The sequence below is a fragment of the Pleomorphomonas oryzae DSM 16300 genome (assembly GCF_000422965.1).
GTDB lineage: Bacteria > Pseudomonadota > Alphaproteobacteria > Rhizobiales > Pleomorphomonadaceae > Pleomorphomonas > Pleomorphomonas oryzae.
Window position 1 is genome coordinate 86,500 of sequence record NZ_AUHB01000006.1, and the last position, 26,533, is coordinate 113,032.

Annotated in this window: 23 protein-coding genes; 7 read left to right on the plus strand and 16 right to left on the minus strand. The window is 60.9% G+C overall.

Annotated features, from left to right (window positions below):
- Nucleotide 1: 1 nt before the first annotated feature.
- The 7 genes from efeU to hutF all read right to left on the minus strand — a co-directional run bounded on the left by efeU (nucleotide 2) and on the right by hutF (nucleotide 7,283).
- Complete coding sequence (gene efeU, locus G522_RS0111580; RefSeq protein ID WP_026791188.1) at nucleotides 2-847, minus strand: iron uptake transporter permease EfeU; 846 nt, start codon at nucleotides 845-847, stop codon at nucleotides 2-4.
- Between the two features lie 324 nt (nucleotides 848-1,171).
- On the minus strand, nucleotides 1,172-2,653 hold the full coding sequence (locus tag G522_RS26530) for an HAL/PAL/TAL family ammonia-lyase (RefSeq protein WP_051228555.1): 1,482 nt from the start codon (nucleotides 2,651-2,653) through the stop codon (nucleotides 1,172-1,174).
- 7 nt (nucleotides 2,654-2,660) lie between these two features.
- Nucleotides 2,661-3,440: an ABC transporter ATP-binding protein gene (locus G522_RS0111590; protein ID WP_026791189.1), complete on the minus strand. Its 780-nt coding sequence runs from the start codon at nucleotides 3,438-3,440 to the stop codon at nucleotides 2,661-2,663.
- A complete protein-coding gene (locus G522_RS0111595; RefSeq protein WP_026791190.1) occupies nucleotides 3,433-4,170 on the minus strand; it encodes an ABC transporter permease in 738 nt (245 codons plus the stop codon). Before G522_RS0111595 ends, G522_RS0111590 begins: the two co-directional genes overlap by 8 nt.
- Before the next feature lie 13 nt (nucleotides 4,171-4,183).
- Nucleotides 4,184-4,906, minus strand: a complete 723-nt coding sequence (locus G522_RS0111600) for an ABC transporter permease (RefSeq protein WP_026791191.1) — start codon at nucleotides 4,904-4,906, stop codon at nucleotides 4,184-4,186.
- A gap of 79 nt (nucleotides 4,907-4,985) precedes the next feature.
- A complete protein-coding gene (locus tag G522_RS0111605) occupies nucleotides 4,986-5,822 on the minus strand; it encodes a transporter substrate-binding domain-containing protein (RefSeq protein ID WP_026791192.1) in 837 nt (278 codons plus the stop codon).
- An 84-nt stretch (nucleotides 5,823-5,906) separates the two neighbouring features.
- On the minus strand, nucleotides 5,907-7,283 hold the full coding sequence (gene hutF / locus G522_RS0111610) for a formimidoylglutamate deiminase (RefSeq protein ID WP_026791193.1): 1,377 nt from the start codon (nucleotides 7,281-7,283) through the stop codon (nucleotides 5,907-5,909).
- Between the two features lie 108 nt (nucleotides 7,284-7,391).
- On the opposite strand from hutF, the gene hutC reads away from it, so the two are divergent.
- From hutC to rpiB, 5 genes are all read left to right on the plus strand, one after another.
- Entirely contained in the window at nucleotides 7,392-8,126 is a 735-nt protein-coding gene (gene hutC / locus G522_RS0111615) for a histidine utilization transcriptional repressor HutC (RefSeq protein WP_026791194.1), read from the plus strand.
- 238 nt (nucleotides 8,127-8,364) lie between these two features.
- On the plus strand, nucleotides 8,365-9,336 hold the full coding sequence (locus tag G522_RS0111620) for an acyltransferase family protein (RefSeq protein WP_156886919.1): 972 nt from the start codon (nucleotides 8,365-8,367) through the stop codon (nucleotides 9,334-9,336).
- 82 nt (nucleotides 9,337-9,418) lie between these two features.
- Nucleotides 9,419-11,092 (plus strand): urocanate hydratase, encoded by a 1,674-nt coding sequence (hutU, locus tag G522_RS0111625; protein ID WP_026791196.1) that lies wholly within the window; start codon nucleotides 9,419-9,421, stop codon nucleotides 11,090-11,092.
- On the plus strand, nucleotides 11,089-11,670 hold the full coding sequence (locus G522_RS28970; protein ID WP_051228556.1) for a HutD/Ves family protein: 582 nt from the start codon (nucleotides 11,089-11,091) through the stop codon (nucleotides 11,668-11,670). Before hutU ends, G522_RS28970 begins: the two co-directional genes overlap by 4 nt.
- 137 nt (nucleotides 11,671-11,807) lie before the next feature.
- Complete coding sequence (gene rpiB / locus G522_RS0111635) at nucleotides 11,808-12,272, plus strand: ribose 5-phosphate isomerase B (RefSeq protein ID WP_026791197.1); 465 nt, start codon at nucleotides 11,808-11,810, stop codon at nucleotides 12,270-12,272.
- 97 nt (nucleotides 12,273-12,369) lie between these two features.
- On the opposite strand, the gene msrQ is transcribed toward rpiB, so the two are convergent.
- The 3 genes from msrQ to G522_RS0111650 all read right to left on the minus strand — a co-directional run bounded on the left by msrQ (nucleotide 12,370) and on the right by G522_RS0111650 (nucleotide 15,414).
- Nucleotides 12,370-12,987 (minus strand): protein-methionine-sulfoxide reductase heme-binding subunit MsrQ, encoded by a 618-nt coding sequence (gene msrQ, locus G522_RS0111640; protein WP_051228557.1) that lies wholly within the window; start codon nucleotides 12,985-12,987, stop codon nucleotides 12,370-12,372.
- Nucleotides 12,987-13,946, minus strand: coding sequence for a protein-methionine-sulfoxide reductase catalytic subunit MsrP (gene msrP, locus G522_RS0111645; RefSeq protein ID WP_026791199.1), 960 nt, complete (start codon nucleotides 13,944-13,946; stop codon nucleotides 12,987-12,989). Before msrP ends, msrQ begins: the two co-directional genes overlap by 1 nt.
- A gap of 148 nt (nucleotides 13,947-14,094) precedes the next feature.
- A complete protein-coding gene (locus G522_RS0111650) occupies nucleotides 14,095-15,414 on the minus strand; it encodes an O-acetylhomoserine aminocarboxypropyltransferase/cysteine synthase family protein (RefSeq protein ID WP_026791200.1) in 1,320 nt (439 codons plus the stop codon).
- Nucleotides 15,415-16,151: 737 nt separating this feature from the next.
- On the opposite strand from G522_RS0111650, the gene G522_RS28975 reads away from it, so the two are divergent.
- Complete coding sequence (locus tag G522_RS28975; protein ID WP_051228558.1) at nucleotides 16,152-18,803, plus strand: EAL domain-containing protein; 2,652 nt, start codon at nucleotides 16,152-16,154, stop codon at nucleotides 18,801-18,803.
- Between the two features lie 152 nt (nucleotides 18,804-18,955).
- A complete protein-coding gene (locus tag G522_RS0111660; protein WP_026791201.1) occupies nucleotides 18,956-20,125 on the plus strand; it encodes an iron-containing alcohol dehydrogenase in 1,170 nt (389 codons plus the stop codon).
- Nucleotides 20,126-20,145: 20 nt separating this feature from the next.
- On the opposite strand, the gene treZ is transcribed toward G522_RS0111660, so the two are convergent.
- The 6 genes from treZ to G522_RS0111690 form a co-directional block, all read right to left on the minus strand.
- Nucleotides 20,146-21,915 carry a malto-oligosyltrehalose trehalohydrolase gene (treZ, locus tag G522_RS0111665; RefSeq protein WP_245586644.1) on the minus strand — a complete coding sequence of 590 codons (1,770 nt, stop codon included), beginning with the start codon at nucleotides 21,913-21,915 and terminating at the stop codon, nucleotides 20,146-20,148.
- Nucleotides 21,916-22,015: 100 nt separating this feature from the next.
- Nucleotides 22,016-22,930, minus strand: coding sequence for a DMT family transporter (locus G522_RS0111670; protein WP_026791203.1), 915 nt, complete (start codon nucleotides 22,928-22,930; stop codon nucleotides 22,016-22,018).
- Between the two features lie 182 nt (nucleotides 22,931-23,112).
- Nucleotides 23,113-24,003 carry a flagellin gene (locus G522_RS0111675; protein ID WP_026791204.1) on the minus strand — a complete coding sequence of 297 codons (891 nt, stop codon included), beginning with the start codon at nucleotides 24,001-24,003 and terminating at the stop codon, nucleotides 23,113-23,115.
- 24 nt (nucleotides 24,004-24,027) lie between these two features.
- Nucleotides 24,028-25,731: a flagellar hook-associated protein FlgK gene (flgK, locus tag G522_RS0111680; protein ID WP_026791205.1), complete on the minus strand. Its 1,704-nt coding sequence runs from the start codon at nucleotides 25,729-25,731 to the stop codon at nucleotides 24,028-24,030.
- Nucleotides 25,732-25,767: 36 nt separating this feature from the next.
- Nucleotides 25,768-26,232 carry a flagellar protein FlgN gene (locus G522_RS0111685; RefSeq protein ID WP_169453515.1) on the minus strand — a complete coding sequence of 155 codons (465 nt, stop codon included), beginning with the start codon at nucleotides 26,230-26,232 and terminating at the stop codon, nucleotides 25,768-25,770.
- Nucleotides 26,201-26,533 carry a hypothetical protein gene (locus G522_RS0111690; RefSeq protein WP_026791207.1) on the minus strand — a complete coding sequence of 111 codons (333 nt, stop codon included), beginning with the start codon at nucleotides 26,531-26,533 and terminating at the stop codon, nucleotides 26,201-26,203. Before G522_RS0111690 ends, G522_RS0111685 begins: the two co-directional genes overlap by 32 nt.

Here is a 26,533-nt window from a genome sequence, read left to right on the forward strand (position 1 = left end):
GTTACCTCTTTTCGGTCCCGCTGATCGCCGGCCTCATAAAGGTCGGCCGCACGGGTTTCAAAAACAGCGTCAGTGTGACGACGAGGAAGGCGACATAAAGCCCCGCCTCGCCGACGGTCGGCGCTTCCTGATAGTTGAACACGCCGGACAGAACCGTGCCGAGGACGCTCGACACCGGCAGCGTGTCGGACAGATCGTAGACGCGCGCCTGGAGGAGGTTCCAGAGACCTGCCTCATGCAGGCTGCGCAGACTGGCAGCGGCGAGCCCCGCCGCGACAACAAGAATGAAGATGCCCGTCCAACGGAAGAAGCGCCTGAGATCGAGGCGGATGCCGCCGCAATAAAGCGCATACCCCAGAGCGACCGCGACCAGCAAACCAAGGAGAGCACCGACCGGCGCCGCAGCGCCCGGGCTCTGCTGGAATACCGCAAGCAGGAAGAACACGGATTCGAGCCCCTCGCGGCCCACGGCGAAGAAGGTCATGCCGATCAGAGCCCAGGTAGCGCCCTTCGGCGCCCGCATGGCCGCGTCGATGGCTCCGTGCAGCTCGCCCTTGATCGAGCGGGCGGCCCGACGCATCCAGAACACCATGCTGACCAGAACGATCACCGCGACAAAGCCGATGATCGCTTCGAACAGCTCTTGCGCCTTCTGGGGAAATTCGGCAGCCATCAGTTGGAGCACCGCGCCGGCAAATAGCGACAACGCCACGGCAAGCAACACGCCCACCCAGATGACCGGCAGAAAGGCGCTTCGACCCGTCTGCTTGAGATAGCTTGCAATGATCCCGGTCACCAGCGCGGCTTCGATACCTTCACGCAGCATGATGAGAAATGGCGCCAGCACTCCGGTCTCCTGCCGATCAATAAGCTGACTATTGCTTTCAACATTTAAGCCCGACCTGTCAATAGCGACGCCGATGTTTTTGCGAGTCACTCGCAAATATACTCGTCACCACGGCCATAGACCCAATATGATTCACAACATGAAGTAGCTTGAATCGATCTGTGAGGAGCCTTGAATCACTGCGCGAGCTAGCAATCGCCCCATAGCGGATTCACTACATTAACAAAGACAATATAATTGTATATTTCAATATATTAATGCATAGATCTCATGTAGCGCTTCAATTTCCAGAGTGACCTTATCCGACCTCGCAGAGTCAACGGTTCAGGCTGGTGATGCTGTTCGGATAAGATCAGCCGCCGAGGCCATGTCATCCGCCAACGGGCGATCATCAGCATAGGGCGCAACGACACTACGCAGCTGCCGATAAAGACATTCCGTACCAGCCGCCCGGCCCTCATGCCGGAACTCGTGCGCTTGGCCCGCAGCCAACAACTCAATGCCGAGGATAGCCTCGGCATTTTCGATCACTGAAAGTGCCTTCAGCGACGCCGGCGTTGCATGGCTGAGGTGGTCCTCCTGCAGCGCCGATGTGATCCCACCGTCAAGACCGGCGGGGAGCGACAGGCGGCGGTTCTCATTGACCAGCGATACCGCCGCATACTGGGCGATCATGAAGCCGGAGCTGACGCCGCTGTCCGCTGCGAGAAAGGCCGGCAGCCCACTGACCAGCGGATTGACCAGCCTGTCGAGGCGGCGCTCGGCCATGGCAGCCACCTCGGCGACGGCGATGGCCAGTTGGTCGAGCGCGTGGCCCATGGCGGCACCGACCGCGTGGGCTTCCGAATGAACGCCCGGCTCGTCCGGTGTGCCGACGATGGCGGGATTATCCGACACAGACGCGAGCTCGCGTGACACAACATCGGCAACGGCTGTGAAGACATCGCGCGCCGCCCCATGCACATGCGGCACGGCGCGCATCGACAGCGCGTCCTGCGTCTTTCGCCCCGCACCGGCTGCAATGATGCCGCTGCCGGCAAGTCGATCTCGCAACGTCGCGCCGACGACCTGCAGGGAGGACGGAGCCCTAAGCGACAAGGCAACCGGATCGAAGGCCGCCGGATTGCCCATCAGCGCCTCGATGGTCAGCGCGGCGATGGCGTCGGCCCAATCAAGCACCCGCTCGGCCCGCTTCAGTGCCAGTGACGCCAACCCGGTCGCGCAGGGAATGCCGTTGACCAGCGACAGCCCCTCCTTGGCCACCAGTTCCAGCGGAGCGAGACCGGCAGCCGCCAGCGCTTCCGCGCCGGTGACCGTTTTGCCGCCAACCAGCGCCCGACCGGCGCCGATCAGCACCAGGGCGATATGCGCCATATGGCTGAGGTAGCCAACCGACCCCTTGGCCGGCACCAACGGCGTTACGCCAGCGTTGAGCAACCTCACCAACGCCTCGACCACCTCCAACCTGACGCCGGAATAGCCAAGCGCGTAGTTGCTGACGGCCGTTGCCATGATCGCCCGCGTCTCGACGATGCCAAGCGGCGCGCCGATCCCGGTGGCGTGGCTCATCAGGATGTTATGCGACAGCTGTCGTTGCAACGGCCGGTCCACCACCACGTCGCACAGCGCACCGACACCGGTATTGACACCATAGGCGCGAATGCCCTTGTCGACGATCGCTTCGACAACGGCGCGGGCGTTGGTAATGCGCCGCTTGGCTGCGCCAGAAAGCTCAAGACGCGCCCCGTCGGCAACGGCGGCGACATCGCGCCAGCCGAGATGGGTATCCACGACGATCTCAGTCATGACGCCCTCAGGCCTGGAAGTTACCGATGAACTGGCGGAAGCGCTCGGAGTCGGAGTTGGTGAAGATGTCCTCCGGCGCGCCATCGGCCTCGACGACGCCTTCGTGCAGGAACATCACCCTGTCAGACACATTGCGGGCGAAAGCCATTTCATGGGTGACCACCAGCATGGTCCGCCCTTCCTCGGCAAGCGCCCGCATCACCTTCAGCACTTCTCCGACCAATTCCGGATCGAGCGCCGAAGTTGGCTCGTCAAATAGCAGCGCCTTCGGCTGCATGGCCAGCGCCCGGGCGATAGCCGCACGCTGCTGCTGGCCGCCGGAGAGGTGGGCGGGATAATAGTTGCGTCGCTCGGCAAGGCCGACCTTTTCGAGCAGTGCCTCCGCTTCGGCGATGCACTCGGCCTTCGGACGCTTCAGGACGTGCACCGGCCCCTCGATCAGGTTCTGCAACACCGTCATGTGGGACCAGAGATTGAAGCTCTGGAATACCATGGCGAGCTCGGAGCGGATGCGGTCGACCTGCTTGCGATCGGCCGGCATCAGCGATCCGGCCCGATTGCGCTTCATGGCGATCGTTTCACCGGCAACGGTGATCTCGCCCTCGTCCGGCGTCTCCAGAAGATTGATGCAGCGCAGGAAGGTGCTCTTGCCGGAGCCGGAGGCACCGAGGATGGAGATCACGTCACCATCGTTGGCATCGAGCGAGATGCCGCGCAGAACTTCGTGCTGGCCGAAGGACTTGTGGATGTTGCGGACCGAAATTGCCGGTACCGGGGCGTCAGCCATGAACCTCTCCCTGGCGTCCGCCATTGCTTGCCGTAACCGGCCGCTCCCGGAGGTGCGGCGACAGTCGGTATTCGACGAGCGACATCAGACGGACAATGATGAAATTGATGAGAAGATAGATGAGCGTCGCGACCAGGAACACCTCCATGGTGCGATAGGTCTGCGAAATCAGCCGCTGCGCCGTGCCGGTCACCTCCCAGACGGTGACGAGGCTGGCAAGTGCCGTCGATTTCACCATCAAGATGATCTCGGTCGAATAGGCCGGCAGCGCCTGCCGAATGGCGATCGGCGCAATGATCCGCCGGAACAGCAGCAAGCCCGACATGCCGGCCGCCCTGCCCGCCTCGATCTCGCGAGCCGGAACAGCCTGCAAACCGCCGCGCATGATCTCCGCCTGATAGCCGGCGGTACAGAAGGCGAGCGCCAGCACGGCACACGAGAAGGGGTCGCGCAGCACAGGCCAGAACAGGCTATGGCGGACGGCCGGGAACTGACCGAGGCCGTAGTAGATGAGAAACATCTGGATCAACAGCGGCGAACCGCGGAACACGAAGATGTAGGCGCGGCCGAAGGCCGACAGCAGCAGACCGCCGGATACCCGGCAATAGGTGATGCCGAGCGCGAACAGCGCGCCGAGGCTGACCGAAGCGGCAAACAGGCCCAGCGTCATCGGCACGGCGCTGCCCAGCTTGACAAAGGTCGACCAAAGGAAGGCGACATCGAAACCCATGGTGCCCTCCCTCCTAGCGCCGGCCGAGACTGTTGCGGAAGCTTCGCGCCACCCGTCGCTCGGCGAAATTGAAGATGCGATCAGACAATGTCGTCAGCACGAGATACAGCGCCCCGCCAACCACGAAGAACAGGAAATACTGCTTCGTGGACCCGGCGGCGATCTGCGATGTCCGCATCAACTCGGCAAGCCCGGTCACCGATATCAAGGTCGAGTCCTTGAGACTGAGCTGCCAGACGTTGCCGAGGCCCGGCAGCGAAAAACGCAAGATCTGCGGCGCAAGGATACGGCGAAAGCGCAGCAGCGTTCCCATGCCGATCGAACGGGCGGCATCGATCTCGCCGCGGGCGACGGCCTGATAAGCACCGCGATAGACCTCTGCCTGGTAGGCCCCGGAGATCAGACCAACGGCAACGGCACCTGCAAGAAAGGATGGCAAGCCGAGGAAGCCCTCGTAGTTGAGCAGCTTGCCGACCGCAGTGACGGCCTGCGAACCGCCGAAGTAAACGAGGTAGATGACCAGAAGCTCGGGCGCACCACGGAATATGGTCGTGTAAGCATCGCCAAGCCAGCGCGCCGGTCGCGAAGCCGACAGTTTGGCCGCCGCGATGACAGCCCCAAGCACCGCGCCGACAGCAAGAGACGCGGCCGTGACGGCCAGCGTCATGCACGTCGCCCACAGGAGTATACCGCCCCGGCCTTGCTCACCGAAGCCGATCAGGTCAATCCAGGACATCAAGGCTCTCCGTCGGCGCTCCCGGACCGTTTAGCGGATCGTCTCCGCCATCACCAGTCCGGGAGCTTCCTGTCACGCGTCAGGGAGTGACATCGACCTTGAGCCACTTCTCCGAGAGCTTCTTCACGGTGCCGTCGGCGACGGCGGCCTTGATCGCCTCATCGAACAGCGCCTTCAGCTCCGGATCGGACTTGCGGATGCCGAGGCCTTCGCCCTCGCCCCAGACCTGACCGGTAATCTCCGGGCCGGTAAAGGCGAGATTGGCATTGTCGGCACTGGCAAACGCGCCGAGAAAATAGGTGGCATCATCAAAGCCAGCGTCGATACGGCCGGCCGACAGATCGAGATCGCGCTCGGCCGAGGTCTTGTATTCCTTGATCTCGGCGACATCCTTGAAGTTGTCGTAGATGAAGCCGGCGTAGACGGTCGACGCCTGAATGCCGATGGTCTTGCCGGTCAGCGCCTTCTTGAGCGGCGCGATGGCATCGGCGCCATCCTTGGTCGTGGCCAGCTTGATCACCGAACCGGTGCCGGCGAGCTTGGCAAGCTCGCCATCCTTCGGTGCAGCGAACACGGCCGGCGTTGCCGCGTAGGGAACCGTGAAGTCGATCACTTCCTTGCGCTCCGGCGTGATCGACAGTGCGTCCATGATCACGTCGAACTTGCCAGCGTTGAGGGCGGTGATCATTCCGTCCCAGTCCTGAGAGATCAGCGTGCATTTCAGCTTGGCATGGGCACAAAGGTACTCGGTGAGATCCGGTTCGAAGCCGACGATCTTGCCGCTGGCATCCGTAAGGTTCCATGGTGCGTAAGCGCCTTCCAGCGCGATGGTCACTTCCTTCCATTCCTTGGCCGACGCCGGCACCGCCAGCGCGGCGAACAAGGCGGACGCTGCAACGAGACTCCGAATATTCATGATGTTCTCCTCTGGTTTTTCGAAGCGCTCCGGCTTCTTCTTAACTTCTTCCCGCCGTGGCAAGCGGCCTCATAAAAAAACATATCATGCCTTGAGGCGCTGAAGGGTCGCCGCAAAAGCCCGATCGATCTCTTCGTCTTTGGCGTGACGACCATCCTCGATCAGCCAGCGCCCCCCGACCATCACGTCACGAACTGCCGATCCGATGCCGCCGAATATCCAGCGATCGAGAATCGCGTCCCCCTCAAGGGAGGCGAGATAGGGCGAGCGGCCGTCCAGCACCACGATATCCGCCGGCGCGCCCACGGAAAATCCCGATCCGCTCAGGCCCGCAGCCCGAGCGCCGCCGGCGAGAGCACGGTCGAACAGCGTGCGACCGACCGAAGCCCCCGGTCGGCCGGCCATTCGGTTGCGTCGACGATCGCGTAGCCGCTGACCATACTCAAGCAGTCGCAATTCGTCGGCTACCGAGTTGGCGACGTGGCTGTCGGTTCCAATGCCAAAGCGCCCCTCGGCTGCAAGAAAATCGGAAGCCGGGAAAATGCCATCTCCGAGATCAGCCTCAGTCGTCGGGCACAGGCCGGCAACCGCGCCTGAGTGTGCGATCATCGCAACTTCCGCCTCGGTGACGTGGGTGGCATGGATAAGACACCAGCGTTCATCGATATCTGCAATGTCATAAAGCCGCTCGACCGGCCGCCGGCCCGAATGAGCGATCGAGGCGGCCACCTCGCGCTCCTGCTCTGCCACGTGAATGTGGATCGGCGCATGCTCCGGCACCGCCCGCATGACAGCGGCGATTTCGTCGCCGGTCACAGCCCTCAGAGAGTGAAAGGCCTGGCCAAGCCGTGCCCCCGCTGAACGGCAAGGCGCGACAAGGCCGTGCAGCAGTATCAGGAAGCCATCGACATCGTGGATGAACCGACGCTGACCGGACGTTGGCGCCACCCCTCCGAAGTCCGAGTGGGCATAAAAGACCGGCAGCAACGTCAGACCGATGCCGGACATCTCCGCCGCTCGCAGGATGGCCAGCGACATCTCGGCCGGCTCTTCATAGGAACGACCATCCGTGCCGTGATGCAGATAATGAAACTCGGCGACACGTCCGAAACCGCCCTTCAGCAGCTCGACCTGCAGCTTGGCGGCAATCGCCACGACGTCATCGGGGGTCAGCAGCGACACCAGCCGATACATCTCCTCACGCCAGGTCCAAAAACTATCTTCGCCCTGCCCAGCCACTTCCGTCAGGCCCGCCATGGCGCGCTGGAAGGCGTGGGAATGGAGGTTGGCAATCGCCGGCACGGCGGGGCCGCCGAGACGCTTGGCGCCAGTCGCCGGCGCCCCCTGCTCAATCGCGGCGATTCGGCCATCGGCGCCAATGGCGAACACGACATCGTCGGCCCAACCATCCGCCAGCAAGGCTCTTTCGGCGAAAAGCAATTGATGGTTATCTGTTACCATCTTGTTCGCGAAACCTCACGCTTGTACATACAAGCACTGTAGAGGAAATTTCTTAGCTCGCAAGCCGAATTCATTCGTCTCTGACCAATTTTGGGGAGTGCCTAGAAAATGAGCGACGTCACCGAGCGTCCCAGCGGGACTCCCCCGCATTACGCGATGGTCAAGCAGATGATCCTTGCTCGCATCGGCAGTGGCGAGTGGCCGGCGCGTCACCGCATTCCCTCCGAAAACGAGCTCGTCGCGACGCTCGGTCTCAGCCGCATGACCATCAACAGGGCATTGCGCGAACTGGCGGCAGATGGCGTCCTGCTGCGTATCCAGGGGCTGGGCACCTTTGTCGCCGAAGGCAAAAGCCAGACGTCGGTCTTCAAGGTGCGCAACATCGCCGACGAGATCCGCGAGCGTGGTCATGCGCATGCGGCGCAAACGGTGATGAAGGACGAGCTGAAGGCAACGCCGGAACTTGCCGACGAACTGGGCATCGAACTCGGCGCCGCGGTCTTCCATTCGCTGGTGATCCATCTCGAAAACGACATCCCCGTTCAGTTGGAAGACCGCTACGTCAATCCGGCCCTGGCGCCAGACTATCTCAGCCAGGATTTTTCGACCCGCACGCCCAACAGCTACCTGAGCGCCGTTGCGCCGTGGACGACCGTTGAACACACCGTCGAAGCCGTTCTGCCGGCCTCCTGGGAAGCCAAGTTGCTCGCCATTGCCCGTAGCGATCCCTGCCTGCTGATCCGGCGCCGCACCTTCTCTGGCGAACGCGTCGTCACCTCCGTCCGCCTCCTGATGCCCGGCGGACGTAGCCGCATCGAGAGCCGCGAGGGCGCAAGCTTCTGATTTATTTGCGGAGTCACGCAGCCATTCGTCGAAATCTCCAGCAAGAAGCTAGTTCATAAACCAAACCGAGCTGCTTCAATTGCCGACACAACCGCTTCGCGCGCACGCCGCAGATGAGAGCTGCAACATTTATTTCTCATTTGTTGCACGAAAATTAAACCAGTGATTGCGATCATTGCCTAGATCAGCAACCTGCGTTGAGCGGGTTCTTTAAAAAGCGTGGTGGTGAGCTGGTATTGTGACAGATCAACGAATTGCCGCGTTGGACGGTTTGAGGGGCGCGGCTATCACTTACGTGATGCTCGGTCACTTTGGCCCCAACTGGCTTCATTCCGCCGGAACGTTTGGAGTCATAGTATTTTTCGCGCTTTCGGGCAGGCTAATGGCCGACGTCCTGTTCATCGGCAATATGGGCTGGCGAGAGTTTGCCGTCCGACGCCTAGCGAGACTATATCCTGCCCTGATTTTTTTCTCTTTTTTCCTATTGGTATTGTCATTGATCCTAGGGCGCGCCGACCTGCTGGCCGACTGGTGGAGTTATCCCGTCTTCGCCGTGAATCTGGTTGTTGTCTTGACGGGACGTTTTCCACCCTTTGATCACCTGTGGTCGGTCAGCCTGGAAGTCCAAACCTACGTTATGTTGGTGCTATTTGCCGTAGGGCTATCCGGACGGAGGCGTCTTGTCGCTTTGGTCGCCGGCGCAACCTTTTGCTTCATCAATGGCTTAGTGAGGACCTACGTCATTCACCAGAATCCGTTCGCGATCTACTGGCGGCCAGACGTCGGGGCCGCGGTCGTCTTCGCTGCGGCCTTTCTGCGTCTGCTATTGAAAGATGTTCACGTACCAGCCTGGACGATACCAACTGCTTTTAGCGCCGCCAATCTCCTAATGCTCCTCACGACGGAACCTTGGGTCAGCATGACGCTGAATGGCGTACTATTGGCCTTTGTCGGCGCCACCGTGGAGCGCTCAACCTCCCCCACTGTCCGCCTCTTGAAGTTCGGACCTCTGGTATTCCTCGGCACGATCTCCTATTCACTCTATATATGGCAACAGTTGTTTATGTACGCTCACAAGGGTGGCCTTCCGCTCCTTGCGGCACTGACTCTATCGCTTCTGATTGCAACATTTAGCTACTATCGCATCGAGCGTCCCGGAAAGAACGCCATGCTTATCCTGTGGCAACGTAGAAGAGTTGGCGCCCCGTAACTGGACCAAGAAACGTCCTTTTTCGTTGACTCCCCGTTCGTCCAGTGCTTTCTGTCTTGTATAGACAAGGTAGAGGATCATCATGCCGAGCAACACGCGATATCGTGACGTTGAAATCCGTGCGCCCCGGGGCACGACGCTTCGGGCCAAGAGCTGGCAGACGGAAGCGCCGCTCCGCATGCTGATGAACAACCTCGATCCTGACGTCGCCGAGAACCCCAAGGAACTGGTTGTCTATGGTGGTATCGGTCGCGCCGCTCGCGATTGGGAATGCTTCGACACGATCGTCCGGACTCTCGAACGCCTCGAAGACGACGAGACCCTGCTCGTCCAGTCGGGCAAGCCGGTGGGCGTATTCCGCACGCACAAGGATGCCCCGCGTGTGCTGATCGCCAATTCCAACCTGGTGCCCCATTGGGCAAACTGGGAGCACTTCAACAAGCTCGATGCCGAGGGGCTGATGATGTACGGCCAGATGACGGCCGGCTCGTGGATCTACATCGGCGCTCAGGGCATCGTGCAAGGCACCTACGAAACCTTCGTGGAAGCCGGCCGCCAGCATTATGACGGCAATCTCAAGGGGCGATGGGTCTTGACGGCCGGCCTCGGCGGCATGGGGGGCGCCCAGCCGCTTGCCGCCGCCATGGCCGGCGCCTCCTCGCTCAACATCGAGTGCCAGCAGTCGCGCATCGATTTTCGTCTGCGCACCCGCTATGTCGACAAGCAGGCCAAGGACCTCGATGACGCGCTGCGGCTGATCGCCGAGCATACTGGTAATGGCGAGGCCGTCTCCATCGCGCTTCTCGGCAATGCCTCCGACATATTGCCGGAACTGGTGCGGCGCGGCGTCCGGCCGGATCTGGTCACCGACCAGACTTCTGCTCACGATCCCCTCAATGGCTACCTGCCGTCCGGCTGGACCTGGGATGAATATCGCGAACGCGCTAAGACGGAGCCGGAGGTGGTAATCGCCGCCGCCACGGCATCCATGCGGCAGCATGTCCGCGCCATGCTCGACTTCAAAAAGCTGGGCATTCCGGTGTTCGACTACGGCAACAATATCCGCCAGCGCGCCTTCGACGCCGGCGAGCAGAACGCTTTCGCCTTCCCCGGCTTCGTTCCAGCCTACATTCGCCCGCTGTTCTGCCGCGGCATCGGCCCGTTCCGCTGGGCGGCGCTGTCGGGCGATCCAGCCGACATCGCAGCGACCGACGCCAAGGTGAAGGAATTGCTGCCGGACAACCCCCATCTCCATAACTGGCTGGACATGGCCGCCGAGCGCATCGCCTTCCAGGGTCTGCCGGCGCGCATTTGCTGGGTGGGTCTCGGCGCCCGCGCCCGTCTCGGCCTTGCCTTCAACGAATTGGTTCGGCAGGGCATCGTCAAGGCGCCCATCGTCATCGGTCGCGACCACCTCGACAGCGGTTCGGTCGCCTCACCCAATCGGGAGACCGAGGCAATGCGCGACGGTTCGGACGCCGTCTCCGACTGGCCGCTGCTCAACGCACTGCTCAACACCGCCTCCGGAGCCACCTGGGTGTCGCTTCACCACGGTGGCGGCGTCGGCATGGGCTTCTCCCAGCACGCCGGCATGGTCATCGTCTGTGACGGCAGCGAGGACGCCGATCGCCGTATTGCCCGTGTTCTTCACAATGATCCGGCGACCGGTGTCATGCGCCACGCCGATGCCGGCTACGATATCGCGATCGAATGTGCCCGGGAAAAGGAACTCGACCTGCCGATGCTGGGAAAATGAGCGTCCGGCTTCTGACGGCGGCTGATTTCAGACGCTTGGCCTGGGCAAACGGTCGCGGCACAACGCTGGAACTTGTCCGGCGTGACGATGCGGCCGGCGCCCTGCTCTGGCGCCTGTCGGTCGCAGATGTTGTCGAGCCCGGTCCGTTTTCGCCTTTGCCGGGGATCGATCGGATAATCGCCCTGATCGAGGGCGAAGGCTTCGACCTCGATTTTGGTAGCGCCCACCTCGCAGTGTCCCTGCGGCCGTTCGAACCACTCTCCTTCTCGGGCGACTGGTCGACCAAGGCCACCACCGTGTACGGACCGTCTCGTGATTTCAACGTCATGACGGCGCGCGGGAAAATCGCAGCCGAGGTCGAACTGGCGAAAGAAAATCTTCCCTCCGCAGACCTTACTTATGTCTTTGCGGCGCGTGGTGGCGTTACCGTCAAAACCGGCGATGTTCGAGTCCGCGCCGAAACCGGTGAGCTGATCGAGTGTCGACAGGAGAATGCGGTAGGCATCGAGACCGACGAGCCGAAAACCGTTATCGCCGTCCGTCTCCGCCGGATCGACATGTCCGTGCCGATGCCATGATCGTCGTCGTGCGTATTGGCACGAAGGCGTTACCGGCGGCATGAAAGCTGGAATTAATCATACACGAGTGCTAGGGGAAGCTCGCTTTCTACGGCGTTGCGGCGCCGGGCAGTTTGATAACAGCATGGGCGCCAGCCATGAGCGACAAGACCAAGATCGTCATCACCTCCGACCACACCGGCATCGACCTCAGGAAGGCTGTCATCGCCCATCTCGAGGCGCGCGGCTATCCTGTCGAGGATGTTGGTCCGACGTCTCCTGAAAGCACCGACTACCCCAAGTGGGGCGAGAAGGCCGCACGGGTTGTGCTGGCCGGCAACGCAGATCTCGGCATTGCCATCTGCGGCACCGGCTTCGGTATCTCGCTGGCCGCCAACAAGCTCCGGGGCATTCGCTGCGTCGTCTGCTCCGAGCCTTACACCGCCAAGCTGTCGCGCCAGCACAATAACGCCAACATGCTGGCCTTCGGCGCCCGCGTCGTCGGACAGGACCTGGCGCTGATGATCGTCGACGAGTTCCTCAATGCTGAGTTCGAAGGCGGCCGACATGCCCGCCGTGTCAACATGATTTCCGAGCTTGAAGCCGGCCATTCGGTCTGCTGAAAGGGCGTGGCCGCCACTCTCCCATTAGGCGGCCGGCCGGGAGGAGATAAGGGCGTTCGGATCCTGTATCCGGACGCCCTTCTTGTATCGAGCCCGTTCAGGCGATCCGCCGCTCGGGTCGCCGGACGAAGACGCCGCGCGCAAGCCTGTATCCAAGAAGCATAACCACCAAGGCAAAATGAAGGGCTTGCGTCGGGTCGAGAACCTTGGTCGCCAGGAGATAGTGAATGGCTGCCAGCGATATGGCCACATAAACCAATCGATGCAGCATTCGCCAATTCTTCCCCAGCCGCCGGATCGACCATCGATTGGACGTGATCGCCAGTGGCACGAGCAGCACCAAGGCGGCAAAGCCGAGCGTGATGAACGGGCGGCGCGCGATATCTGGAATGATCGTGCTCCAGATGAGACCGCGATCAAGCGTCAGGTAGACGGTGAAATGCATCACCGCGTACCAAAAGGCGAGGAGACCGAGTGCACGGCGATAGCGTAGAAGATTGATGCGGACCAGCTGACGGAGCGGAGTAATGGCAAGTGTCAGAATGAGAAAGCGCAGTGCCCAAAGGCCAAGCGTCTGCTCGAAGCTGCGCACCGGATCGGCGCCGAGACCACCCGTCGCACCCAGCCAGAAATACACCGCCGCCGGAACGAGGCCGACGACGTAGGTACCCCAGCCAATCAAACCGTCTACCAGAGCCGAGCGGGTCGACGCCATCAGTAATTGGCCCTCAAGTCCATACCGGCGTAAAGGCTCGCCACCTCATCGGCGTAGCCATTGAACATCAGCGTCGGTCGCCGCCCCGAGCCGAAGAAACCACTCTCGCCGATGCGCCGTTCGGTTGCCTGGCTCCATCGCGGATGGTCGACCTCGGGATTGACGTTGGCATAGAAGCCATACTCATTGGCTTGCAGAGAATTCCACGAGTTGGGCGGCTGCTTTTCCACGAGCGAGATACGGACGATCGACTTGATGCCCTTGAAGCCGTATTTCCAGGGCACGACAAGGCGAAGAGGGGCGCCGTTCTGGTTGGGCAGCGTCTGGCCATAAAGACCGACGGCGAGAATGGCGAGCGGATGCATCGCCTCATCGAGACGCAGGCCCTCCACATAGGGCCAGGGCATCGGCTGGAAATAGCCCGATTGGCCCGGCATTTCCTTGGGACGGACCACCGTTTCGAAAGCGACATACTTGGCCGACCCAAGCGGCTCCACCTTATCGAGCAGCGCTTTCAGCGGGAAACCGTCCCAAGGGATTACCATCGACCACGCCTCGACGCAGCGCATGCGATAGATGCGCTCTTCGATCGGCAGCTCTGCGATGAGCTTATCGACATCGAAAGTCTGAGGCTTGCCGACCAAGCCGTCGACGGTGATCGTCCATGGCCGCGGCTTGAAGTCCCCGGAATGGCGCGATGGGTCGGGCTTGTCAGTGCCAAACTCATAGAAGTTGTTGTAGGTGGTGATGTCCTCCCGCGATGTAACGGGCTCGTCCACTTTGTAGCGGCTTGGGACAGTCTTGAGCGGTACCGTCGCCGGCGCCTCGGCACGGGCTTCACCGACGCCAAGCGCCAGCCCTGCCCCAGCCATGATCCCCATGAACTCGCGGCGGCGGAGGTAGACCGAACGCGGTGTAATTTCCGACGCAGGAATGACGGGCGGACGATAAACGGTCATGGACGACCCTCCCAGCGACGCGTTTGCGCTGCAATTGGGAGGCATTGTCGAATGAGACGGCTGGAATGAAAAGCCACTATTTCGTGTAGCAATAAAGGAAGGCCGACACTGATCGCCAGCGCCGGCCTTTTCTATCACAATATCCGCGTCATTCGGCGGCGGCGGCAACCGGCGCCGACGCGGCAGCGAGCGCCTGATCAAGATCGGCGATGATATCGTCTGGATGTTCGATACCAATCGAGAGGCGAACGTAGCCCGGCGTGACGCCAGTCTTCAGCTGCTCTTCGGCCGTGAGTTGCGAGTGCGTTGTCGAGGCCGGGTGGATCGCCAGCGACCGTGCATCGCCGATGTTGGCGACGTGATAAAGCAGCTTGAGCGCGTCGATGAACTTCTTGCCGGCTTCGACGCCGCCCTTCAGTTCGAAGCCCAGCAGCGCACCGTAGCCACCTTCGAGATAGGTATCCGCCCGGCGGCGGGACTCGCCCGACTGCAGCTTGGGATAAATGACGCGCGTCACGTTCGGATGTTTCGTCAGATAGTCGGCCACCTTCTCAGCGTTGGCCACGTGCTGGCGGATGCGGAGCGGCAGCGTCTCAAGCCCTTGGATTAATTGGAAGGCATTGAAAGGCGACAGCGCCGCACCAATGTCGCGCAGCAGCTTGACGCGCGCCCGAATGGCGAAGGCGATCGGACCGAGCGGCTTGACCGCCTGCGACCAGACGGCGCCGTGGTAGGCCGGGTCGGGCGTGTTGAACAGCGGCTGGCGTTCGGGGAAGGCTTCCCAGTCGAAGTTGCCGCCATCGATGATCAAGCCACCGATCGAGGTGCCGTGGCCGCCGATGTACTTGGTGGCCGAATAGACCACCACTGCCGCGCCATGCTTGAACGGCTTGGACAGAAGCGGCGCCGCCGTATTGTCAATGATTAGCGGAATACCGAGCGGCCGACCGATGTCGGCGACTTCCTTCACAGGGAAAACGTTGAGTTTCGGGTTGGGCAGGAGCTCGGCGTAATAGGCACGGGTGCGGTCGTCGGTTGCCTTGCGGAAATTCTCGGGATCGGTTGGATCAACAAAGCGAACCTCGATGCCGAACTGGCTCAGCGTATCGGCGAGCAGCGCCCAGGTCCCACCGTAAAGATCAGTCGAGGAGACGATGTTGTCGCCGGCGGAGGCAAGGTTGAGGATGGCAAACGTGGTGGCAGCCTGCCCTGAAGCGACGGCTACGGCCGCGGAGCCGCCCTCGATTTCGGCAATACGCGTCTCCAAAGCATCCTGTGTCGGATTGCCGAGACGGGTGTAGATGTAGCCGAGCTCCTGAAGCCCAAACAGACGCGCCGCATGGCCGGCGTCCTGAAATTGATAGGACGTCGTCTGATGGATTGGCACGGCAACGGAACCCGTGCTCGGATCGGCGCGGAAACTGCCGCCGTGCAGCGCCAGCGTCTCGGGATGTAGCGATCTGCTCATGAAATGTCTCCCAGCTCGATTCCGGCGCTCGCCTCGGGCGCCCTTGGACAGCTCAGAGAACGATTTTTCCGCCTCCTGCCCTGCTGCCGAAACACATTTCACCATGCGAGGAGCAGAGATGACAGTTCTGGAATTTCTTTGCGTCGCCAAGAAGGGCAATTTCTATCTCAGGACAGGCCGATTGCGGGAGTGTCTTTCCAAAGCCACTGGGGATCGGGCGTGTTGCAAACGAAGGCTGAAACACGGCGCTCGGCCCTCCCCTATGGATTGCATGCGCCGGTCCTGGAGGTGGCCCGACGACAACCGCCGGCGGCCGATAGGAGTAGTTTGGTCAGGCTTAAGTTTTGTTGGTTTATCTTGAAAAATATTGCTGTAGAAATTGGACGTAGAAAATCTTTCAAGCGTTAATATATGCGCCACGCGAAATGCTTTCTAAAATTTACATCACATCATCCACTTACCAGCTTGCATAAGCGTAAAAAATGTTGGATCTATTATACTAGACCGACTTGAAGTTCTTGCTTACGAATTATGGCTGCAACACCATCGTCGCAGGTTCACCCCCAACGGACAGTAAATCGTCTTGGTTGACGTTGTTTCGCTCGACGAAAAGCAGCAGCCTCGGCACACTCGCTCAATGACCTCGTGATTTGGGAGATGCTGGATTCGGGCCCCACCTGCCAGCACCTGTTTACTGCCGAAGTCGAGAGGCTCGCCTGGTAAATCTATTGTTCCTGATGGAGCGCTCAATCTTGACACCTGAGTGGGAGACCAATGCCCCCCGTGGCTCCGATGCCGAACTCAACTCATTGGGTGGAACCGACCAGACAAATAAGTTGCTAGCCCGTCAGCTTGCCGAGGCGACGCGTCCCGACGGCGGGATCGATTTGAAAGCGCTGCTGAAAGCAGTCGCATCGACCTACGAAAGGTTGGAGACTGCCCTCCAGGCAGCGCCCGACGCAACCGGTGCGATGCGCGCTGGCTTGGCCACCGGAAGCCCCCATCTGAGCGCTGCGCTCAATGCAGCGTCAGAAGGTATCGTCGTGTTTGACGAGGACGACAAGGTCGTTCTCTGGAACCATCGTTACCTGGAGCTCTATCCTGAACTTGAGGATTTTCTGGCTGAAGGCTGTAGCTTTGACGCGTTATTGCGCCGGGGGCTCGAACGAGGCGCCTATATCGACGCCCTTGGCCGGGAGGAGGAGTGGCTTAAAGCTCGCCTCGAACGGCACGCTCTATCCAATAGCACCGAAGAACAGCATCGTGCCGATGGACGCTGGATCCGGGTCGAGGAGAACCGGATAGCAGGCGGCTGGGTTGGAATTCGCGTCGATATCAGCGAGTTCAAGCGCCGAGAGGCTGCCTCCAGGCTGCTGTTCGAGGACAGCCCAGTTCCCATGTACCTTTTTGACTTTGAGACCCTTCGGTTTCTCGCTGTCAATCGGGCCGCTGTTGCCCGTTACGGCTATACGCTTCATCAGTTCATGAACATGAGTGTCCTGGACATGCGTCCGGAGCGCTATCGGGCAGAGGCGCTGGACTCCATTCGGAACTGGGTCGATACGCAAAGCGGCAACCGACTGTTCAAGCACCTTAAGGCCGACGGCACGGAGATCGACGTCGAGGTGTTCACCCGGCAACAGATCCACAACGGCCGGCAGGCCGTTCTAGTGACGGCCATCGACGTTACCGAAAGCAAACGCGCCGCCGATGAACTGGAAGCGACGCGGGAATTCCTCGACACCATCGTCGAGAACGTACCGGCGGCGATATTCGCAAAGGATCCGATCAGCCGGAAATACATCCTGCTGAACCAGGCAGGTGAGCTGCTCTTCGGTTGTTCGCGCGCCACGTTCGTCGGCAAGAATGCCCGAGAGATGTTTGGCGAGCGTGTGGCTGCCGCCGCCGAGATAGACGAGGACGAACTTCTGTCGGGCGTCGTGCCGCAGCTGACCAACTCGGAAACGATTTCGACCCCTAACGGCATCCGGCTTGTTACGGTGACCCGCATGGTGGTCCGCAATGCCGACGGCACGCCACGTTTCATCGTCGGCGTAACCATGGACGTTACAGAAAAGAGGCGCGCCGAAGAACAGATCGCCTATCTGTCGCAGCATGATGCTTTGACCGGCCTTCCCAACCGGGAAGCGATGATGGTCCGCCTTGCCGACGGTATCTTTGCCGCCGCCGCGACTCAGGCCCGCTTCGGCCTTCTCAGCATCGACATCGACCGGTTCAAGACGCTCAACGATCTCTATGGTCACGCGGTTGCTGACCGGGTGCTGAAGGAAGCGGCAAGACGCCTCGTCGATATTGCCGGCGAAGGCTTGGTCTTCCGGCCGAGCGGCGACGAGTTTGTTGCCATTTCCAACGATCCCGACCAGCCCAACGCCTCGAGGCGGCTGGCAGCGCTGGCTCAGAGCGTTTTCTCAGACGACATCGTCATCGACGGTAAAGCCATTCGGGTCGGGATCAGCATTGGTGTCGCCACCTATCCGGTCGACGGCGAAACCGGGTCCTTGTTGCTCGCCAATGCGGGCGCGGCGCTCTACCACGTCAAATCCGAAGCGCGTGGTTACGTCCGGGTCTACGAGTCAAAGACCGACCATCTCATCCGAGACCGCTGGGCATTGCAGGCCGACCTCGGCCATGCGTTACGCAACGGGGAATTCTCGCTGCACTACCAGCCTCAGGCCGAAATAAATGGCCGTATCTTTGGTTTTGAGGCCCTGATGCGTTGGACACACCCCACACGCGGCCCCATCGCGCCGGACGACTTCATCCCTCTGGCAGAAGAATCCAACCTCATTCTGGACATGTCGGCCTGGGTTTTGGCCGAGGCTTGTCGCACCGCCGCCAGCTGGACACATCCGCTCACCGTTGCCGTCAATCTGTCACCCATCCAGTTTCAGCAGGGTGAGCTGCCGCGGCTCATCCAGCAGACGCTCATCGATACTGGCCTTCCGCCATCTCGTCTTGAGCTGGAGATCACTGAAGGTATTCTGCTGGGCGATTTCGCGCATATCGTCAGCATGCTGAGGCGGATCAAGGCGATGGGCGTTCGCATTGCCATGGATGACTTCGGCACCGGCTATTCGTCGTTGTCCTATTTGCAGGCCTTCCCCTTCGACAAAATCAAGATCGACAAGAGCTTCGTGCAGGCGATCGGCCGAACCGAACAGGCAACGACCATCATCCGCGCCGTCATCGGCCTCTGCCGGGGCCTGGGTATTCCGGTCATCGCAGAAGGCGTCGAGACCGAGGAGCAGCGAAGCTTCCTCGCACAGGAGCATTGTCCGGAAATCCAAGGCTACATCATCGGCCGTCCGGCGCCGATCCAGGTCTACAATCGGATCGTCGATAGTCTGGACTCGGTTCGCACGAGCTGAACGTTCGGGATCGCGCCGTCTTCTGAAGCTGGCGGCCCCAAGCTGTGGGGACCCTCTCTCTCCCGTTGTGTCACGCATCGCGGGCGCATAGTTTGCGCCCAGGGCCGTGCCGTCCATCAATAAGGACCGCTGGTAGAGCCGGGAGAGACGCAATGGAGAACTTCACCTTCCTCAACCCGACGAAGATCATCTTCGGCCGGGATACCGAAACGTCGGTTGGAACGGAGACCGCACGCTTCAGCCGCAAGATCCTGCTCCACTACGGTGGCGGTTCCATCAAGGCATCCGGCCTTTATGACCGGGTCTGCGCCTCGCTCAAGGCGGCTGGCGTTGAGTGGGTCGAGCTCAGCGGTGTCAAACCCAATCCACGCCTTTCTCTCGTTCACGAAGGCGTCCGCCTGTGCAAAGAGCACAGCCTCGGCTTCATTCTGGCGGTCGGCGGTGGCAGCGCCATCGATTCAGCCAAGGCCATCGCCATGGGGGCCGTCATCGAGGGCGATGTCTGGGACTTCTACATCGGCCGGGGCACTCCTACGGACGCGCTGCCCATCGGTACCGTGCTCACCATCCCCGCAGCCGGATCGGAATCGAGCGACGGTACGGTGATCACCAACGAAGAGGGCTGGCTGAAGCGAGCAGTCGGCGGCCCGTTCCTCTACCCGCGCTTTTCGATTTTGAACCCCGCCCTCTGCTCCACCTTGCCACCCTTCCAGGTGGCCTGTGGCGCGGCCGACATCATGGCGCACCTGATGGAGCGTTACTTTACCAACGTGACGCACGTCGCCTTCACCGATCGATTGATCGAGGCGACCATGAAAACCGTCGCCGCGCAGGCGCCCAAGGTGCTGGCCAACCAGGACGATTACGACGCGTGGTCGGAGCTGATGTGGGCCGGCACCATCGCCCACAACAATCTCCTCAACACCGGCCGGATCGGCGATTGGGCCTCCCACGACATCGAGCATGAAGTGTCGGGCATCTATGACGTCGCCCACGGCGCCGGCCTCGCCGTCGTCTTCCCGGCTTGGATGAAATATGTGCTTCACCACGACGTCGACCGCTTCGTGCAGTGGGCGGTACGCGTCTGGAATGTCGAACTCGATGTGTTTGACAAGGAAGCGACGGCCCGCGAGGGCATCGCCCGACTTGAGGCCTTCTTCCACAAGATCGGCCTCGGCACGACGCTCGCCTCGCTCGGCATCCATGACGATCGCATCGACGAGATGGCACGCAAAGGCACGAACAACGACGACCGTACGCTTGGCAACTTCGTCAAGCTCGACAGCCGCGCCGTCGCCGACATCCTGCGTCTCGCGCGGTGACATTCAGGCGGCGGGAGTTGTCACCTCTCCCGTCGCCGCACCGACCAGGCAACAAACCAGGGCGGACAGCGGCCATCGACGATCCGCCCCTGCTGCCAAATCAACTTGCCACGCAGCGGCGCCGGCAGCGGTGCAGGACGCGGGGCAAGGTTGAGCGTCAGCATCAGATCCTTGGCTTCCCCCTCCCACGTGATGCGGATCACGCCGTCATCAACGCTCCAGGTGCCGCTCTTCCGGATGCCGGAGCAAAGCGGCGCGACGGCCTGCCGGCGGACGCGCAGGATGGCGCGATACCAGTCGAGCATGCTGGCATGGTGCGGCAGGTGACGTTCATCCCAATCGAGCCGGGCGGCGGCAAAGGTGGCAAGATCGAACGGGTCCAGTAGATTGTCCGGGTCAACCGCGAAGGTAGCGATCCGCCCGTCCCGCACGGCTGAAACGAAGGCTGGTCCAAGGTCGGTAAAAAACGGAAAGGGTGACCTTGCCGCCCATTCCTCACCTTGAAAAAGCATGGGAATTTGTGGCGCCAGCAAATAGACGGCCGCCGCCGCCCGACAGGCTGCCGGCGAGGCGAGCATGCCGATGCGCTCACCACGCGCTCGGTTGCCAATCTGGTCGTGGTTTTGCAGGAAAGAAACTAAGGCGGTTGGCGGCAGCATCGCTACCGCCCCGCCCTCGCCGGCGTCGGCTTGGAAACCTTCGGCCAGCGCCCGCGCCAGGACTTCCGGCCGTCCGGCACACTCGGCATAATCCTTGTCACTCTCGCCGGTGATGGCGGCGTGCAGAGTATGGTGGAGATCGTCGTTCCATTGGCCGTCAAATCCACCGGCCGTCGATACCCGATCGGCTTCCAGCCGGGCGCTCTCAAGGACGAGATGGATTGTCCGGCCATTGCTTGCGGCTCGTGCCGCCTCGGCAATCGCCGCGAGAACGTGATCCGGTTCCAAGTCGCGAATTTCATGGGCGGCGTCAATGCGCAGGCCATCGAGATGATATTCGCCGATCCACATGCGGACGTTGGCGATCACGAGGTCGCGCATCGAGGTAACGTCGCGACGGCCGTAGTCGACGGCTTCGCCCCAAGGCGTCGTATAAAGATCGGTGTGGGCCGGGGCCAGGAGCGGCAGGTAGTTCCCTTCCGGACCGAAGTGGTTGTAGACGACATCCAGAAGTACGGCGATGCCCAGCGCGTGCGCGCCGTCGATGAAGGCTCGAAAGTCGTCCGGCCGGCCATATCGACTGTCCGGCGCAAATAACAGCACACCGTCGTAACCCCAACTCCAGCGGCCGGGAAAATCACCGACCGGCATCACCTCGACCACCGTGATGCCAAGCGATTTCAGATAGGGAAGCCGCGCAGCCGCGGCGGAGAATGTACCCTCGGGGGTGAATGTTCCGATATGTAGCTCGTAGATCACCGCTTGGTGCCAGGGCAGCCCACGCCAGGCGGCATCGGTCCAGCGGAAAGCGCCTGATGCAATGACCTCGCTCGGCCCATGCACGTCCTCCGGCTGGAAGCGGCTGGCCGGGTCGGGCACAGCACTCCCATCCGACAACAGAAAACGATAGCGGATACCCGCCGGAGCGGCTGTCGTCAGCGAAAACCAGCCCCCCGGCTCGCTCGTCATTGGAAGCGGCTCACGGCCGTCGATAGCTAGAAGGATGGTCGATTGCTCGGGCGCCCATAGGCGGAATCTGACGAGACCATCGTGCCAGACAGCACCGAATTCCGCCGGCACATGCTCCCCTTGGGGAGCAACCGGCCGAGCGGCGGGCGTCGACATGTCCATCCTGGCGTCTCCCGTTGACGGCCGTCGAGGCGACCGGTCGGCGGCGACCATTTTGGCCGGGGAGCGTGCCGCAAGCAACCAGCAAATGCCTGTTCCTTATTCACACTTCGGGCTTCGTCAAACGCTGCCGGGCACGCAGGCGCTCGCGATGCAACGAATAAAGTCCGCTCGCCACGATCAGCGAAGCACCGACCGTCGTCGCCAGTCCGGGTACGATACCCCAGATCAGGAAGGAGACGACGGTAGCCGAAATCATCTGGACGTAGCTGAAGGGCGCGAGGAGCGACGCCGGTGCCATGCGATAGGCAAATACGCAACAGATCTGCCCAACTGCGAAGAAAACACCTCCGGCCAAACCAAAGACGGCCTCGTGCCATGACGTCTGACCGATTTCCCGCCAGACCAGAAATGTCGATACGGTGAGACCAACGAGCGAGGTCCACACCATCATGGTCTCGGCCGTGTCGCGCACGGCCTTGCGGGTCAGGATCGTTGAAAACGCCCCAACGAAAGCAGCAAGCAGCGTGAAGATCGAGGCATAGTGGAAGCTCGACGTACCCGGCTGGACAATGATCAGCACACCGCTGAACCCGACCAGAGCGGCAAGCCAGCGACGAGCGCCAACAACCTCGCCAAGAAAGACGATCGACAAAGCCATGACGAACACCGGCGCCACGAAGGCGATCGCCGTCGCATCGGGAATGTCCTGATGTTGCAGCCCGAGCAAAAACAGAATGGTTCCGCAGATCGCCGTCAGCCCTCGCAAGATGTTCAGCCAGGGATGTAGAGGGCGGAACACCGCCCTGCCCTCACGACGCAGGGCAAATGGCACGGCCACAAGCACATAGGTGAGGTTGCGCCACCAAGCGATCTTCTCGGCACTTGCCTCGTGCTGGATGAACTTGGCTCCGACGTCGCAAGCCGCAAATAGGAAAGTCGATGCAAAGATCAGGGCAATAGCGAGTAGAACCCGCTCGTCGACGCGCGGCAGCGCGACGTCACCCGCCGGAGACATGGTCTGGGAAGTCACCTTGATCTGCCCGAAAAGAGAGCCAGCAGGTTGGCGAGGCCGGCTCAGGTTGGCTTGGTCGCCGACCTTTGAATGAAACGATTTTGGGGCAAAGGCAAGGCAGCGGAGAAAAGTATGACAAAAAATCTCTGGTTGCGGCAAAACGGCATGAATGGCCGGTAAACCTATCAGGACAAATAGCTCGCCAGCGACAGTTTAGCGATCTTGCCGATAGCGGCGTAGGCTGCTTCCAACTGCGCTTGGTAGTTAGACATGTTGGCCGCCACCGTTGTGATGTCGACCTCACTGAGGTTGGAGATCATATCAGCGGCATCGCTCTGGTAATCTTCCTGGGAACTGACGGCGGAATTAAGATCCGAAGCGTCAAGCGACAGCTTGGTCTGAACGCCTGCTATATCACTGATCGAGCTTGTTAAAAGGTCAATGGCATTGGTCACCGAAGCGCTATCTGTCGAGCCGTTGGCGACCGTTGAGATGGCCCAGAGCGCTTGCCGGAAACTGTCATCGTTGGCTGTCACGCCATAGGATATGACGCGGCTGGATGAAACTCGCACCGAAGTCGATTGGTCGTCGCCTTGATAATAATCAAGTTGGTCCTGCGATGTTGCGGTCGATCCTTCAATGCTGTCAATGTCGACGGGCTTGGCGTCGACTGCACTCCCGCCAAAGAGATAGCGGCCGTCAAGTTGGGTGTTCAATAGCGAGACGACGCTTTCCAGCGTGGACTTGGCGCTCTCCTGCAACGTATTGGAGCTTGCTGTGGACGAGGCAAGCGTTGCCTTCAAATCGCTGAGGTCGTCCAGGATCGATCCGACGGCATTGTACATCGTCTCGACGCGATTGCTCGCTGTATTGGCCGCCTCCTCGTAAGCCTTGGAGCGCGTCACCGACGCCTGCAACGACACAACGGCTCCGGCCTTGGAGCCGAGCCCACCGTAATCGTCGGACACTTGACCAGACGCCTGCTGCGTCGTGGCTTCCGCCTCCTTGACCTGAATCCTCATCGCTGCCTGGAGCAAGCTCTGCGACGATGCAAAGGTGGCGACGCGCATGGCCATGCTTCATACCCCCACTCGATACGATCAGCTCACGGCCGAAAGCAACGACTCAAACATTTGCTTGGCGATCTGAATCACCTGCGCCGCAGCGGAATACAGCGTCTGATAATCTTCGAGCTTGGATGTCTCCTCATCGACATTGACGCCCGATTGCGAAGTGATGGTATCCGAGAGCGACGACTGCAACGTCTCGGCAGTCGTTTCGGCGTCCTCAGCCGTCGATGCGCGGCTCGCGAAAGCGGACACCACCCGAGAGGCATAATCGGTGAGTGTCCCACTCATCGAGCCGATATCGCCGACCGCGCTATAGCTATAGGAGGTCGTCAACGCCGAGTTCAAAGCATCGGCGACTGTCGTGGATCCGCCGGTCAGAACGGTCTTTCCAGTCGTGGTCACGTCGGTTGACAGCATACCGACGGCGAGGGTTCCGCTATCCTTGAGGAGACCTGACGAAACCTGGATATCGGACGCGGAACTGCCGGTAAAAATGGAATTCAGTCCAAAGAAGCTAGAGAAGCTCTGACCGTTGATCGAGCTGTCCTGAGCGCCAATCGCCACGCCGGAACCGTCGGTGTCGGAACTGATGGTCAACTTGCCGCTCGAATCGATCGAAGCGCTGATCCCGTCAGTTGCATCAAGCGCGGATACAAGATCGTTGACCGTACTGTAGCCGGAGAGATCCAGATCCTCGTACGAGGTCAGTTTGCCATCCGAGTCGACGAGAGCGATACGAACAGTCCCCGACGTCGAAAGGCTGGAAACGCCGGAAACATCCGTCGTTCCGGTGAGGCTGTCGGGTGCCGGCACCGACGATCCATCGGCAACAGCCGAATTGACGGTAGAGATCAGCTTGCTTGCCAGCGTGTCCAGTTCCGACTGCGCGGCAGGCAAAGTCTCGTCGCGCAGGGTCAGGAGGCCGCCGATTTCGCCGTTGGTGATCGAATTTGTAATATCCTTGTTACCGTTGACCAAAATCGACCCGTTGGCGTCGACTGAAAGCTCATGAACGGTGTTGGAAACAAGTGAGGTGCCGCCGGTGGTTCTGACGTAGAGAGCGCCGGACGACGTCGTCGTCGTGGAAATATCCAGCAGGCTGGAAATCGCCTCGACCGCCGAGTTGCGCTTATCCTCTAGATCGGCCGTCGACTCCCCTTTTTGTTTGGCCACGGTGATCTGGTCGTTGTAGTCGGCAATCTTCTGCAGGTTCGCATTGACGGTATCGACGTCGTCGGAAATCTGCTGGTTCGCATTGCTCTCGAGCGTCGATATCGACGTCGAAATATCTCTGAGCTGGCTCGCAAGCGTATCGGCAGCGGATATCAGACTGCTCTGCGTCGAGTTATCGTCTGGCGAAGAAGCCAGTTGGGTTACCGCCGTCTCTAGGGACGACATCTGCGTGGTAATTGACGTACCGCCGTCATCACTGCCGGTGGTCGACCCCATGAGCGACTGAAGCTGATCGGTGTAGGACGTCGTGATTGAGGCTGCCCCAAGGTCTGCATTGGCCGAAATCAACGACGCGAAAACATACTTGTCCACACCGCCGGTAATCGAAGAGATAGCCGTGCCTGACCCCTTCGAGCCGGACACCGTCGATACCTGATTGGCCGTTTTGACGGTATAGCCGTCGACGTCTGCGTTCGCGATATTGGACGAGGTGACGTTGATGCCGACTTGCGCCGCCCTCAACGCCGACAACGCGATGGAACTGGCGACCGACACAGACATGAGCCGCCTCCTTGTGAAGCGCTACCGAAACGAGCCTCAAGCGAGGCGGTCGGGGAGAAGGGATGCGTGGGATGTTGAGCCACCCGACGTGCGGGAGCCTGTCCGCCCATAAACCGGAGCGGTCGACGCCCCCTCTTCGCGAACGGCGGCAACCACCGCAGCAATGCGCCGCCGGGACGCCCCAATGGCACCGGCGAGCCGCGAGAGGTTCTCCTGGGCCAAGCGCTGAACAAACCCGACCCGTTGGTCGAGATAAGCGCGTTCAGCGTCGGTAACCGGCCCCGCCGCACCGATCGCTTTGAGCGAAATCTCGATACTGGAGGCTAGATTACTCTTTCTGCCGGTCGTGGCGGCGAGCGAGGCGGGCATCCCGCTGGCGAGCAACGCATTCTCATTATCCATGACGGCAATCAACTCTTCGATGAGCGCGTCGAGCTCGACGATCTTCGGATTATCCGATGGCAGGCGCTCAATGATTGCTTCGGCGCGCATGATTTTCATTCCTGTTCTTGTCAAAGGGGAGGATTTCGGCGGATTCAGCCGACGCGCCCAACTTGCCAACCACGAGATAGGCTCTACTGGCCGCGTAGCCGGTATTGGCGCTCGCAAGTGCCGCCGCCGTCGCGGCGCGATAACGCTCGAAATCCGCGATCACCTCGGATACTTCGCCCTTCAACAGGCCGATGATACGGGGATCGCTTCCTTCTTCTCGTTGTTCTATGTCGCGACGGATGCGTTCGAGGCGCCTGGTCAGAAGCTCGATAGCTTCCTGAATCTCGTCCCTTTCGGTTCTCTTCTTCAT